This window comes from Nocardia sp. NBC_00565, from assembly GCF_036345915.1.
Classification (GTDB): domain Bacteria; phylum Actinomycetota; class Actinomycetes; order Mycobacteriales; family Mycobacteriaceae; genus Nocardia.
This window is the reverse complement of record NZ_CP107785.1, coordinates 9,114,010-9,126,219: the sequence shown is the minus strand read 5'-3', so window position 1 is coordinate 9,126,219 and position 12,210 is coordinate 9,114,010. Positions and strand designations below refer to the sequence as shown.

The following is a 12,210-nucleotide window of genomic DNA, read 5'->3' as shown; positions in this document are numbered from 1 at the left end:
TCATGCAATTGGCTTTCGCGCGAATTCAACTCAGGCCAGCTCGAGTGCGTGGGCCACCGCGATCGGGTCGACCGGAATCGCCTGCACCTGCGGCATTCCCGCGAGCGCGTTATCCGGATCCTTCAGACCGTTGCCGGTCACCGTGCACACGACGGTCAGCCCGGAATCCAGCCAGCCCTCGGTGCGCGCGGCGAGCAGACCGGCGATACTGGCCGCCGACGCGGGCTCGACGAAGACGCCCTCGCTCGCGGCGACCAGTCGGTACGCCGCCAGGATCTCCTCGTCGGTAGCGGCGCGGAAGGCGCCACCGGACTGTTGCTTGGCCTCCATCGCACCGTTCCAGGACGCGGGCGCGCCGATCCGGATGGCAGTCGCGATGGTCTCGGGCTCCTTGACCGGAGCACCGTTGACCAGCGGCGCGGCACCGGCGGCCTGCACGCCGAGCATGCGCGGCAGTCCGGTGGTGATGCCATCGGCGAAGTACTCGCGGTAACCGCGCCAGTACGCGGTGATGTTGCCCGCGTTGCCCACCGGAAGCGCGTGCACGTCGGGGGCCTTGCCGAGCACATCGCAGATCTCGAACGACGCGGTCTTCTGGCCCTCGATGCGGGCCGGATTCACCGAATTCACCAGACCGACGGTCGGGAATTCCGCGGTGACCTTGCGGGCCAGCTCCAGGCAGTCGTCGAAATTGCCGTCCACCTGGATGATCTTCGCGCCGAGCATGACGGCTTGGGCCAGCTTGCCCATGGCGATCTTGCCCTGCGGGATCAGCACGGCACAGCTCATACCGGCGCGGGTCGCATAGGCGGCAGCCGATGCCGAGGTGTTGCCGGTGGACGCGCACAGCACAGCCTTCTGCCCGCGGTACTTCGCGTCGGTGATGGCCATCGTCATGCCGCGGTCCTTGAAGGAACCGGTCGGGTTCAGACCCTCGACCTTGAGATAGACATCACAGCCGGTGAGCTCGGACAGATGTGGCGCGGGCACCAGCGGGGTGCCGCCCTCGTACAGGGTGACCGGATCCCAGTCGGCGGCGCCCGCCAGCCGATCGCGATAGGCGGCGATCAGGCCGGGCCACGGCGAGTGCACTCCTGCCTGCGGCGCGACGCCAGTGCTTACCCACCCCGCCGGCTCCGCCGTCTGCCGTCCCCTCGACATACTCATTCTTTGGTGCCTTCCAATCTTAAAACGCTGGTCACGGATGTGACGGACGCCATCTCCGCCAGGGCGGCGACGGTGTCCGCGAGCGCCGACTCCGCAGCATGGTGGGTGACGACGACCAGGCGCGCACCCTCGCCGTGCCCTTCCTGACGGACGGTGGAGATGCTCACCTCATGCTTGGCGAATTCGCCCGCCACCTTGGCCAGCACACCTGGTCGGTCCGCGACCTGCAGGTTCACGTGGTAACGCGTGGGCGTATCGCCGATCGGCGCGATCGGTAGCTCAGCATAAACCGACTCACCCGGAGCCCGGCCACCGTAGAACTTGTTGCGCGCGGCCATCACCAGATCGCCGAGCACCGCCGAGGCCGTCGGAGCGCCGCCGGCGCCCTGACCGTAGAACATCAGCCGACCGGCGTTCTCGGCCTCCACGACCACAGCGTTGAACGCGCCGGTGACGGCGGCCAACGGGTGCTTGCGCGGGATCAGGGCCGGGTAGACGCGCACCGAGACGCGCTCCTTGCCGCCCTCGTCCGGACCCGGTTCGCCGGGGCCGGCGGCGACCCGCTCGCAGATGGCGAGCAGCTTGACCGTGCAGTCCAGCGCGGACGCGGTCTGCAGATCCTCGGAAGTGATCTTGGAGATGCCTTCGCGGTACACATCGGCCGCGGTCACCCGGGTGTGGAAGGCGAGCGAGGCCAGGATCGCGGCCTTCGCGGCGGCGTCGTAGCCCTCCACGTCGGCGGTCGGATCGGATTCGGCGTAGCCGAGCCGGGTGGCTTCCTTCAGGGTCACCTCGTAGTCCGCGCCGGTCTCGTCCATCGCGGAGAGGATGAAATTGGTGGTGCCGTTGACGATGCCGACTACCCGGTTCACCCGGTCACCGGACAGCGACTGGATCAGCGGGCGCACCACCGGGATGGCACCGGCGACGGCGGCCTCGAAGTACAGGTCGGCGCGGTTGCGCTCGGCGGCGGCGGCGAGTTCGCCGGTGTAGTCGGCCAGCAGGGCCTTATTGGCGGTCACCACGGATTTGCCGGTGTTCAGCGCGGCCAGGATGAGGCGGCGGGCGGGATCGATGCCGCCGATGACCTCGACCACCAGGTCGACATCGTCGCGGGCGACCAGCGCGTCCGCATCGGTAGTCAGCAGCTCGGTCGGGAGACCGCGATCGATCTCGAGGTTGCGCACCGCGACACCGCGCAGCACCAGTGGCGCACCGACGCGGGCCCGCAGGTCTTCGGCGTGGTCGCGCAGAATGCGGACCACCTCGGTGCCGACATTGCCCATGCCGAGGACCGCGACTCCGATCGGACGATCGGTTCCCCATACACCGAACTTCGCTGCATCCGGCCCACCCGCCACCTGGCCACCACCCCTGATCGAATCGCTACGCGATACGGAATTCATTCCACCTCCAAGCTGAGCAGGTCCGCAACCGTTTCTCGGCGCAGAATGAGCCGCGGCACACCATCGCGCACCGCAACGACAGCCGGACGAGTCAGCTGGTTGTACCGGCTGGACATCGAATAGCAGTACGCGCCGGTCGCGGCGACGGCGACCAGGTCGCCGGGCCTGACATCGGCAGGAATCCACGTGTCGCGGATGACGATATCCCCACTCTCGCAATGCTTTCCGACGACCCGGGCGACCACCGGCGCGGCGTCGGAGGAGCGCGAAACCAAGCGGCAGTCGTAGTCGGCCTGATACAGCGCCGGGCGGATGTTGTCGCTCATGCCGCCGTCCACGCTGACATAGCGCCTGCGTAGTCCGCCGTCGAGCGAGACATCCTTGATGGTGCCGACCTCGTAGAGGGTGACGGTGCCCGGACCAGCGATGGCGCGGCCGGGCTCGACCGCGATCTTCGGCTCCGGCAGTCCGGCGCGGCTCGCCTCGGTGGCGACCAGCTTGCGCAGGCTCGCGGCGAATTCGTCCAACGGCGGCGGATCGTCATTGGGCAGGTACGAAATACCAAGTCCGCCACCGAGATCCAGGGTAGCGATCTGTGCGGTGCGCTCGATGCCGAACTTGTCGATGGCCTCGCGCAGCAGACCGAGCATCCGGCGCGCGGCGATCTCGAAACCATCGATTTCGAAGATCTGCGAACCGATGTGGCTGTGCAGACCGACAAGTCGAAGATTATCGGCCTCGAAGACCCGGGCCAGCGCCTCCATGGCGTCGCCGCCGGCGATCGAGAAGCCGAACTTCTGATCCTCATGCGCGGTCGAAATGTATTCGTGGGTATGGGCTTCCACACCGACGGTGACGCGGACGAGCACATCCTGCACCACACCGGCGCGGCCCGCGATGGCCTCGAGCCGCTCGATTTCGATCAGCGAGTCGACCACCACGTGACCGACACCCGCCTCCACCGCCGAGGCCAGCTCGACGGCCGATTTATTGTTGCCGTGCAACGCGATTCGGTTCGCCGGGAAGCCCGCGTGCAGTGCGACGGCCAGTTCGCCGCCGGAGCACACATCGAGGGACAGGCCCTCATCGCGGATCCAGCGGGCGATCTCACCGCACAGGAATGCCTTGGAGGCGTAATGCACTCGCGCGTCCGGACCGAACGCGGCGACCATATCCCTACAGCGCGAACGGAAGTCGTCCTCGTCGACCACGAATAGCGGGGTGCCGTATTGGGCGGCGAGTTCGGGTACCGGCACACCAGCCAACCGCACGACGCCGTCGGCGTCGCGAGAAGCGTTGCGCGGCCATACATTCGCGGGCAGATCGATCATCTGCTCGGGATCGCTCGGACGCTCGGCGAGGCTGGGCGCGTGCGGGATTTCAGCATGCCGGGGACCGGCCGGGTGGGCACTCACGACTCCACCTCGCTAGCGCTCGGCTCCGTCGCGACCGCCCCAGGCGCTGTGCCCATTGTCTCGCTTCGCTCGATCGACTCCACCTCGCCAACGCTCGGCTCCGTCGCGACCGCCCCAGGCGCTGTGCCCATTGTCTCGCTTCGCTCGATCGACTCCACCTCGCCAACGCTCGGCTCCATCGCGACCGCCCCAGGCGCTGTGCCCATTGTCTCGCTTCGCTCGATCACATGCGCTCCGGTGCACTAACGCCGAGCAGCGCGAGGCCGTTGCTCAGCACCTGACGGGTGGCATTGGCCAGGGCGAGCCTGGCGGCATTGGTCGGGGTGACGGGTTCGTCGCCGAGCGGCAGTACGCGCAGGTTCTTGTTGGTCTGGAACCGGTGGTAGGCACCGGCCAATTCCTCCAGATACCTGGCCACCCGGTGCGGTTCGCGCAGGCTCGCGGCGCTGGCGAGTGCACGCGGGTACTCGCCGATGGTGCGGATGAGTTCGCCCTCTTCGTCGGCGGTGAGCAGACCGAAATCCGGTGTCACCGTGTCGTATTCGAATTCGGCGGCGTTGCGCGCGATGGACGCGGTGCGCGCGTGCGCGTATTGCACGTAGTAGACCGGGTTTTCGTTGCTCTGACTGGTCCACAGGTTCAGGTCGATATCGATGCTCGAGTTCACCGAACTGCGCACCAGCGAGTACCGCGAGGCATCGATGCCGATCGCCTCGACCAGATCGTCGAGGGTCACCACGGTGCCTGCGCGCTTACTCATCCGCACGGCGACACCGTCTTTGACGAGATTCACCATCTGGCCGATGAGCACCTCGACGGTGGCCGGATCGTCGCCGAACGCGGCCGCGGCGGCCTTCAACCGGCCGATGTAGCCGTGATGGTCGGCGCCGAGCATATAGATGCACAGATCGAAGCCGCGCGAGCGCTTGTTCTGGAAGTAGGCGATATCACCGGCGATGTAGGCGGCATTGCCGTCGCTCTTGAGGACCACGCGGTCCTGATCGTCGCCGTATTCGGAGCTGGCGATCCACCAGGCCCCGTCCTTCTCGTAGAGATCGCCGGAGTCCTTGAGTTTGGCGACGGCCTGCTCGACCGCGCCGGACTCGAACAGCGAACTCTCATTGAAGTACACGTCGAAGTCGGTGCCGAACTCGTGCAGCGACTCCTTGATGTGGGCGAACATCAACTCGACGCCCTCGGCGCGGAACAGCTCCAACTGCTCCTGTTCCGGCAGCGTCGGCGCTTGCGGATGGGTAGCGACGATCTTGGCGGCGATCTCGCCGATGTACTCGCCCGCGTAACCGTTCTCCGGGGTCGGCGCGCCGGTGGCGGCGGCGACCAGCGACTTGGCGAAACGGTCGATCTGCGCGCCGTGATCGTTGAAGTAGTACTCGCGGGTCACCTCGGCGCCCTGGGCGGCCAGAATTCGGCCGAGTGCGTCACCGACGGAGGCCCAGCGGGTACCGCCCAGATGCACCGGACCGGTCGGATTGGCCGAGACGAATTCCAGGTTGATCCGGGTGCCCTTCAGGGTGTCCGAGGTGCCGTAGCTCGCACCCGCGGTCAACACCTGCTGCAGAATCGCGCCCTGCGCGGAGGCGGCGAGGCGGATGTTCAGGAAACCGGGACCGGCGACCTCGGCGGTGTCGACGGCATCGGCGGTGGCGAGCGCCTCGGCGAGCCAGGTCGCCAACTCGCGCGGATTCGTTCCGGCCTTCTTACCTACCTGCATGGCCACATTCGTGGCATAGTCGCCATGTTCCGGATTACGGGGGCGCTCCACGTTGACCTCGTCGGGCAGGACCGCTGGGTCCAGTCCACGTTCGACAAGCACCTTCGCCGCGGTCGCGCGAAGGAGATCTGCAAGGTCAGCTGGAGTCACGAGTCTCTATCCTATGGTCTGGGCAGGTGAACGCCTCGAGTGGGCACCTCGGCGGAGCCCTCCGCAACCACCCAGCGCCATGGATCTACACGTGGAAAGAGCACAGCGAGCTATGCCGAGCAGCACGAGCGCCAAATCGGCCAAGGCCGTCCGGGCCGCAGGGAAGGTCTCGCCGTCCCGCAAAAAAGACGGCGGCAAGGTTCCGATGGGCAAGGGCCCGTTGAAGAAACGCCAGATTCCGTGGCTGGTCATCGGCGCCGCCGTGGTGATCGTCGCGCTGATCGGGGCCCTCGCGTTCAGTCTGGTCCCGAAATACCGGGACAAGGCCGAGCTCGAGAAGTACACGCCGACCGCGCAGAAGAAGGACCCGTCGGATCAGATCCCCGGGGTCACCAAGAAGGAGTATCCGGCCGGCCTGCACGTCTCGGGTACGCAGCGGGTGGCCTACGACCAGACGCCGCCGTTCGGCGGACCGCACGACCAGGCGTGGGCGAACTGCATGGGCATCGTCTACAGCAAGCCGATTCGGGTGGAGAACGCAGTGCACTCGCTGGAGCACGGTGCGGTGTGGATCACCTACAACCCCGACAAGGTCGACGCGGCCGGTATCGACACGCTGAAGCAGAAGGTCGTCGGGAAGGGCTACACGCTGATGTCGCCGTTCCCCGGCCTGCAGTCGGCGGTGTCGCTGCAATCGTGGGGCCACCAGTTGAAGCTGGACAGCGCCGACGACAAGCGGATCAACCAGTTCATCACCGCGTTGCGGGAGAACTCGTACGGCGTCTACCCCGAGGTCGGCGCGAGCTGCTCGAACCCGACCTTCGACGCCGAGAACCCGTTGCCGTACGACCCGACACCGCCCGGACCCAATGCGGTGCCGATGGACGGTAAGGGGCTGCAGCAGGATCAGACCGAGCTCAGCGGCGGCGGGATGCCCGGCGGCGTTCCCGGGATGCCCGATATCCCCGGTGTGCCCAGCATTCCTGGAGTCCCGACGCAACCCGCGGAAGGCCAGTAGATGCCCGCCGACACCGAGATCGAGCCGAATGTGCACAGCGAAACGGGTTTCGGCGCCCAGGCCCGCAGGCAGCGCACACCGTTGTTCGTGCTCGGCGCGATCGGCATCCTGCTGATCGGTTTCGCCATCGGGGTACTGGCCCGGCTGCCGCTGAACAGCGGCACCGAACCCGATCCGAGCGCGGTCGACGTCGGATTCAGCCAGGACATGTCCGCCCATCACGCGCAGGCCGTGGAGATGGCGGGCGTCGCGCTGATCGGCTCCACCGACAACGATGTGCGACGGCTGGCCTACGACATCCTGACCTCGCAGCAGAACCAGATCGGTCGCATGCAGGGCTGGCTGCAGCTGTGGGGCAAGCCGAATCAGAATATCGACGGCTACATGGGCTGGATGACCGAACAGTCCGGCCACGAGCACTCCGGCGCGGGCGCCACCTCCGGCCACACCATGTCCGGTCCGTCGGCCACCATGCCCGGCATGGCGACCACCGCCGAGATGACCGCGCTGCGCCAGGCCACCGGCACTGCTCTGGACACGATGTTCCTGCAGTTGATGCTGCGCCACCACCAGGGCGGACTCACGATGATCCAGTACGCCGCCCAGCACGCCGAAACCACCGCCGTGCGCACCCTGGCCGCGACCATGGAGACCACTCAGCGCGGCGAAGCCCAACTGATGACCACCATGCTCACCGCCCGCAACGCGACACCGCTACCGCTGAACTGACCTGGTGTGTCGGGCTGGGCGGAAGCGAAACCCCCCGGCCCGACACACTTTTTGGCACACGCCACTCGATGCGATACGCTTGGCCCCGCCCGAACGGCCACACCGTTCGAGATCTATCCCGCCCTCGTAGCTCAGGGGATAGAGCGTCTGCCTCCGGAGCAGAAGGCCGCAGGTTCGAATCCTGCCGAGGGCACATCTGAAAAGGCCCTGACCGGCATGTTCCCGGTCAGGGCCTTTTCCGTTCCACGGCTCGACCGGCATCGATGACACAACCTGTCCCGAAGTCTTCGCCGCTGCAACCGCAGCATCCTCTTGGGAGTGCGTGCAATCCCCGCCGTCACGACGGCATCCGCGTGCCCGAGCCACAGCGCGACCCCGCCATCGGAACCTTCCGAAGATGCATAGTCGTCCCGCACGAGTGACGAGCATCACGCAGCCGCATATGACGATACGAGATCGGTCCGAGCTGCGCCCACAGCTACAGGAGGCTCCCCATGGCTCTGCGCCGAGTCTCCTCGCGCGACTGCACGGCTCACGAGACATGGCGCCTGAAATCCAAATCCCGGCGAGTCGATATCGACTCGCCACGGGCCTCGTAACAGCACTCGACCGCACGTGTATGTCCAGCCAACAGCCCGCAATCGGGCTGTCATCGCGGGGGATCACCCACTCTCGCGAACTCAACCCGCAAGGGGGACAACATGACCGGACCGAGCCAGCCCTATCCACCCCAGCAGCCAAACCAGGGTCAGCCACCCCATGGGCAACCCCAGTACGGGCCGCCACCACCCCAATACGGATATCGACCTCCGCAGCCGCCACGCAAGAAGGCACCCGTATGGCCATGGATTCTCATCGGTGCTGTGATCCTGCTCTGCGGCGGGTGCTTCGGAATCGTCGGCCTATCGGCCAAAGACTCCCCGAAAACCGACGCGGGCACTTCGAGCGTGACGGCACCGGGTCAGCCAGCACCGGCTGCGGCTGCACCGACCAAGGCTCCCGGCACATCATCGGTAGCCGCGCCAGGTTCGGAGGTTCGCGATGGCAAATTCGCATTCGTCGTGACTCGAGTCGATCCGCCGGTGAACGCTGTGGGCGACAACCAATTCCTGCGGAAAGAAGCTCAGGGCGAATACATCTTGATCCATGTCACGGTCAGCAACATCGGCGACAAGCCTCGCAGCTATTTCGGCGGTAACCAGCAACTGATCGACGATCAGGGCCGCGAGTTCACCAACGATGTCGAGGCTGAGATCAATCTGAACACTCAACTTTCCGCAGACATCAACCCCGGTAACAAGCTCGCGGTGATCATCGCCTTCGACGTCCCTCAGGGAGCCGTTCCCGCTGCCATCGAGTTCCACGATTCGGCGTTTTCTGGCGGTGTCCGAGTAGCTCTGAAGTAACCGCGCTGAGGTTATTGCGGCAACAACCGACCTGACATCGATAAAGTATGAGAGCCCGATCCGGTCCCTTCCGGATCGGGCTTTCGCTTGCTCGAGTCAGACGCAGCGCTCCAGCGCGGCCCTGATGAGTGCCGCGCTACTGAGACGCCGTTCGTCTGCGATCGACTGCGGCCAGGATCAACGCGCGGGCAATGTCACCGGTGACGGACAATTCGGCGAGCATGTCGAACGTTCGCCCGTAGGTCGCGATCTCGCGTGGCTGGGTGATGGTCAGCTCGGCCGTGATGGTTTCCACGGTGGTCATGCGGTCGTCGAACATCACGAAATTGGTTGTCTGCTGAGGAATCTCAGCGGCGGCCGGGACGATGCCGAGGGTGACACGCGGGAGGCCGGCGGCGACGAGCAGGCGGTCGAGCTGGCCGATCATCACCGAATCGTTGCCGACGGTGGTCAGTAGCGCCTGCTCGGCTAACAGGACGTGAAACCGGCGGTCGCCGTGGTAAAGGAATTGCTGACGCTCCATGCGCTTGGCGATGCCTGCGTCGATATCGTCCGGGAGTCGGTGCCGCGTGATAGACCGCTCGAGGATCGCTCGCGCATACTCGGGAGTCTGCAAAATTCCTGGGATCAGGACGTTCTGATAGGTACGCGTCAGCCGGGTCTTCTCGGCCAGCTTGACCAGTTTATCTTGGCTGCGCCCGGTCCCAGTGCTGAGCAGGCGTCGCATTTCCATGTAGGCGGCGTCGATGTTGTGCAGGGTGGCGAGCAGGTCCGCGAGTTCATCCTCGGCACCAGCATGGGCGCAGTAGGCGCGGACGTCGGCGTCAGAGGCGCGCAGCTTGCCGTATTCGAGTTTGGATATCTTCGATTCGTGCCAGTCTGCCAGCGCGGCGAGCTGACGCCCGGAAAGCCCTGCCCTACGCCGAATCTCGCGCAAGCGTTGGCCGAGAGCCTCCCGAGCATCTCGAGCGGCGTTCGTCACCTGGTGTCGACGGAGTTGAGGTAGTCGGCGTACGGCGTTGCCAGCGCCCATAACCGGTCTCGTACACCCCGGCACTGGTCGACGATCTCCAGGTCAGAAGTAACGGCCATCCCCGCGGGCCGCCCGTCCTGGTCGACGAGATTGAACGCGACGAGCTCGTCGTCGAACAGCCACCAGTCATCGGGCGGAACGTCCCCGGCATGGTGCCGCGGGACATATCGGATGTCTTCGCCGGCGGCGACGTTGCTCACCGTGATCGACAGCAACCACCGTTGATAGTCGGAGTGCGGGACGGTCACGACACGCACCCTACGCACTGTGACACCGCGCCCGACCGTCTCCCGCATGAATTGCGCCCACGGCCGTTGGCCGTAGTCGGTCGAGTCGGGCTCGCCCGCGAGGAACCGTCTCAGGCCTTCCGATTCCGACGCCACCGCGTAGGAGTCGCGCACCTCGAGGTGAAATGCCTCGCGCCGACACTTGCGGAACAGGTCATCAGTGGCGGGTCCGTGGACTAGCAGCACCGTAGAACGTCCTCTCTAGCTTCGGCACCTCGATCGCGGTCTCGTCGACGGCCAGTGTGAGCCGACCGAGTGTTTCGTCGTCGGTGACGGGGCGGCCCGACAGGCGGAAGGTACCGCGGCCGGTATCGGTCATCGTCGCACCGATGAACGTATCCGGATCGGCGAATCCTGGTAGCAGGTGAGGGATTTCGATAGTGCCAGCCTGGTCGGTTTGCCATCCCTGGACAAGAAAACTGTCCTGGTCGGTGGCGTACAGGGTCGGGCAGTCGCGATCTCCGGACCCGCCCTTGCCAAGGAATGTCAGCCGCATGTCGGCCCCCTTAGTTGTGAATCGCGCGGTGTTTCCGCACCTTCCGATCATCCGCCCTGTGCAAGAAACCGATTGGCAAATCGCGAATTCTTCCAAATTTTTGCAAACTCATGGCCCTGGTGGTGGCCGGATTCGTACCGTCCGAGGTGGCGCCCGTGGCCGGGCCCAGTCCCGGTCGCGGGCTGCCTCACCATCGACGACGGAGGGTGCGAGATGGCGCTCACTGAGCCACAGGCCAAAGTGTTGGCCGCACTGGCGATTCTGGAACCCGCGCAAGCGCTGACCGTGCGCGAACTGTGCGGCCACGCGGGTCGCGCCGAGGCTGCCACGCGGGCAGCGCTGCAAGGGCTCGCCGACTCCGGTCTCGCCCACGGTTCCCGCACAGTCCCGGTTGGCTGGCGGATCACCGATCGCGGGCGATCGGTGATCAACGCGCGGCCGTACCGCGAATTCCTGCCGTGCGACGGCGCTGCCATCGTGAGCATGAACGGGGCAGGACAGTGAGGGCAACACCCACCGCGATCGGTTACCTGCGCAAGGACATCTCAGGTGTCTCCCAAGACTGGGATGAGATTCAAATCCGCAGCCGCGCAAAACGTCTCGGCTACGACCTCGCCAAGACCGTGACGTTCGGTGCCGAGACCGTCGACCCAGAGGGGCGGCTGGTCAACGTGGTCCAAGCCCTCGATGTCGACGCGGTGATCGCGCCGAGTCTCGAACACTTCGGCGGCCAAGTGCCGAAACGACTTGTGCAGCAGTGCGAGCTGAACACGGTCAGCCCCGCAGAGACCTACGCGCCACACGCTCCGTTTCGGTTTGTCGACGTGGACGGTGCATAACCCCCGCTGGAAAGCAACGACGCTCGAAGGGAGGTGACCAACAAGATGGTGGCACGAGTGGAGGACCCAGGACCGGATGGCAACAACCACGACAACTGGAATCAAGACCCGCGCGAAGACCGAGGCGACGACGTAATTCGGCCGTGGGGGCGATAACTGCCGCCGAGCCACAAGTAGTAGCTCTGAACACCAAAAGGCGGCCCGACCCTCGTGCGTGAGGGCCGGGCCGTCTTCTTGGAATCCCTGATGGAGGAAACAAGTGAAGATCATCAGAGCCGCCCTCGCGGCGTGCGCGATCACCGCATCGCTGTTCGGTGCGATCACCCCGCCAGCCGACGCGGCACCGACACCGGTCAACGGACCGTGCCTGTTCGGGCACGTCGACCCCAACAACGACAACAGCGCGTGCAAAGGCAGCGACTCCGCCAACTGGCCGGAATCAGAGGCGAATCCGGACGGAAGCCCGAAGCTGTCTTGCTCTCGGCTCAATCAATGGCCATGACACGTGGGCGACGCGCCGGTTGTCAACCGA

At 65.7% G+C, this 12,210-nt stretch carries 13 protein-coding genes and 1 tRNA gene; 7 read left to right on the top strand and 7 right to left on the bottom strand.

What is annotated here, in order from left to right; all coding sequences use genetic code 11:
- Nucleotides 1–30: 30 nt before the first annotated feature.
- The 4 genes from thrC to argS all read right to left on the bottom strand — a co-directional run bounded on the left by thrC (nt 31) and on the right by argS (nt 5,870).
- A complete protein-coding gene (gene thrC, locus OG874_RS41780; protein ID WP_330257641.1) occupies nt 31–1,092 on the bottom strand; it encodes a threonine synthase in 1,062 nt (353 codons plus the stop codon).
- 71 nt (nt 1,093–1,163) lie between these two features.
- Nucleotides 1,164–2,573, bottom strand: coding sequence for a homoserine dehydrogenase (locus tag OG874_RS41775; protein ID WP_330252534.1), 1,410 nt, complete (start codon nt 2,571–2,573; stop codon nt 1,164–1,166).
- Nucleotides 2,570–3,988 (bottom strand): diaminopimelate decarboxylase, encoded by a 1,419-nt coding sequence (gene lysA / locus OG874_RS41770; RefSeq protein ID WP_330252533.1) that lies wholly within the window; start codon nt 3,986–3,988, stop codon nt 2,570–2,572. The genes OG874_RS41775 and lysA overlap by 4 nt, the downstream gene beginning before the upstream one ends.
- Nucleotides 3,989–4,211: 223 nt before the next feature.
- Nucleotides 4,212–5,870 carry an arginine--tRNA ligase gene (gene argS, locus OG874_RS41765; protein WP_330252532.1) on the bottom strand — a complete coding sequence of 553 codons (1,659 nt, stop codon included), beginning with the start codon at nt 5,868–5,870 and terminating at the stop codon, nt 4,212–4,214.
- Between the two features lie 112 nt (nt 5,871–5,982).
- On the opposite strand from argS, the gene OG874_RS41760 reads away from it, so the two are divergent.
- The 4 genes from OG874_RS41760 (at nt 5,983) to OG874_RS41745 (ending at nt 9,023) form a co-directional block, all read left to right on the top strand.
- Nucleotides 5,983–6,888, top strand: coding sequence for a DUF3105 domain-containing protein (locus tag OG874_RS41760; RefSeq protein ID WP_330252531.1), 906 nt, complete (start codon nt 5,983–5,985; stop codon nt 6,886–6,888).
- Complete coding sequence (locus OG874_RS41755) at nt 6,889–7,617, top strand: DUF305 domain-containing protein (RefSeq protein WP_330252530.1); 729 nt, start codon at nt 6,889–6,891, stop codon at nt 7,615–7,617.
- 120 nt (nt 7,618–7,737) lie between these two features.
- Nucleotides 7,738–7,810 (top strand) — tRNA-Arg (locus OG874_RS41750).
- A gap of 670 nt (nt 7,811–8,480) precedes the next feature.
- Nucleotides 8,481–9,023, top strand: a complete 543-nt coding sequence (locus OG874_RS41745) for a DUF4352 domain-containing protein (protein ID WP_330252529.1) — start codon at nt 8,481–8,483, stop codon at nt 9,021–9,023.
- 136 nt (nt 9,024–9,159) lie between these two features.
- On the opposite strand, the gene OG874_RS41740 is transcribed toward OG874_RS41745, so the two are convergent.
- From OG874_RS41740 to OG874_RS41730, 3 genes are read right to left on the bottom strand one after another with little or no spacing between them, the layout of a single operon-like run.
- The gene (locus OG874_RS41740) at nt 9,160–10,056 is read right to left on the bottom strand and encodes a helix-turn-helix domain-containing protein (RefSeq protein WP_330252528.1); all 897 of its coding nucleotides are present in this window, start codon (nt 10,054–10,056) and stop codon (nt 9,160–9,162) included.
- The gene (locus OG874_RS41735; RefSeq protein WP_330252527.1) at nt 10,002–10,529 is read right to left on the bottom strand and encodes a DUF6879 family protein; all 528 of its coding nucleotides are present in this window, start codon (nt 10,527–10,529) and stop codon (nt 10,002–10,004) included. The genes OG874_RS41740 and OG874_RS41735 overlap by 55 nt, the downstream gene beginning before the upstream one ends.
- A complete protein-coding gene (locus OG874_RS41730) occupies nt 10,501–10,839 on the bottom strand; it encodes a hypothetical protein (protein ID WP_330252526.1) in 339 nt (112 codons plus the stop codon). The genes OG874_RS41735 and OG874_RS41730 overlap by 29 nt, the downstream gene beginning before the upstream one ends.
- 213 nt (nt 10,840–11,052) lie before the next feature.
- On the opposite strand from OG874_RS41730, the gene OG874_RS41725 reads away from it, so the two are divergent.
- The 3 genes from OG874_RS41725 to OG874_RS41715 all read left to right on the top strand — a co-directional run bounded on the left by OG874_RS41725 (nt 11,053) and on the right by OG874_RS41715 (nt 12,180).
- A complete protein-coding gene (locus OG874_RS41725) occupies nt 11,053–11,343 on the top strand; it encodes a hypothetical protein (RefSeq protein ID WP_330252525.1) in 291 nt (96 codons plus the stop codon).
- Nucleotides 11,340–11,678 carry a hypothetical protein gene (locus tag OG874_RS41720; RefSeq protein WP_330252524.1) on the top strand — a complete coding sequence of 113 codons (339 nt, stop codon included), beginning with the start codon at nt 11,340–11,342 and terminating at the stop codon, nt 11,676–11,678. Before OG874_RS41725 ends, OG874_RS41720 begins: the two co-directional genes overlap by 4 nt.
- A 259-nt stretch (nt 11,679–11,937) precedes the next feature.
- A complete protein-coding gene (locus OG874_RS41715; protein ID WP_330252523.1) occupies nt 11,938–12,180 on the top strand; it encodes a hypothetical protein in 243 nt (80 codons plus the stop codon).
- Nucleotides 12,181–12,210: the final 30 nt, after the last annotated feature.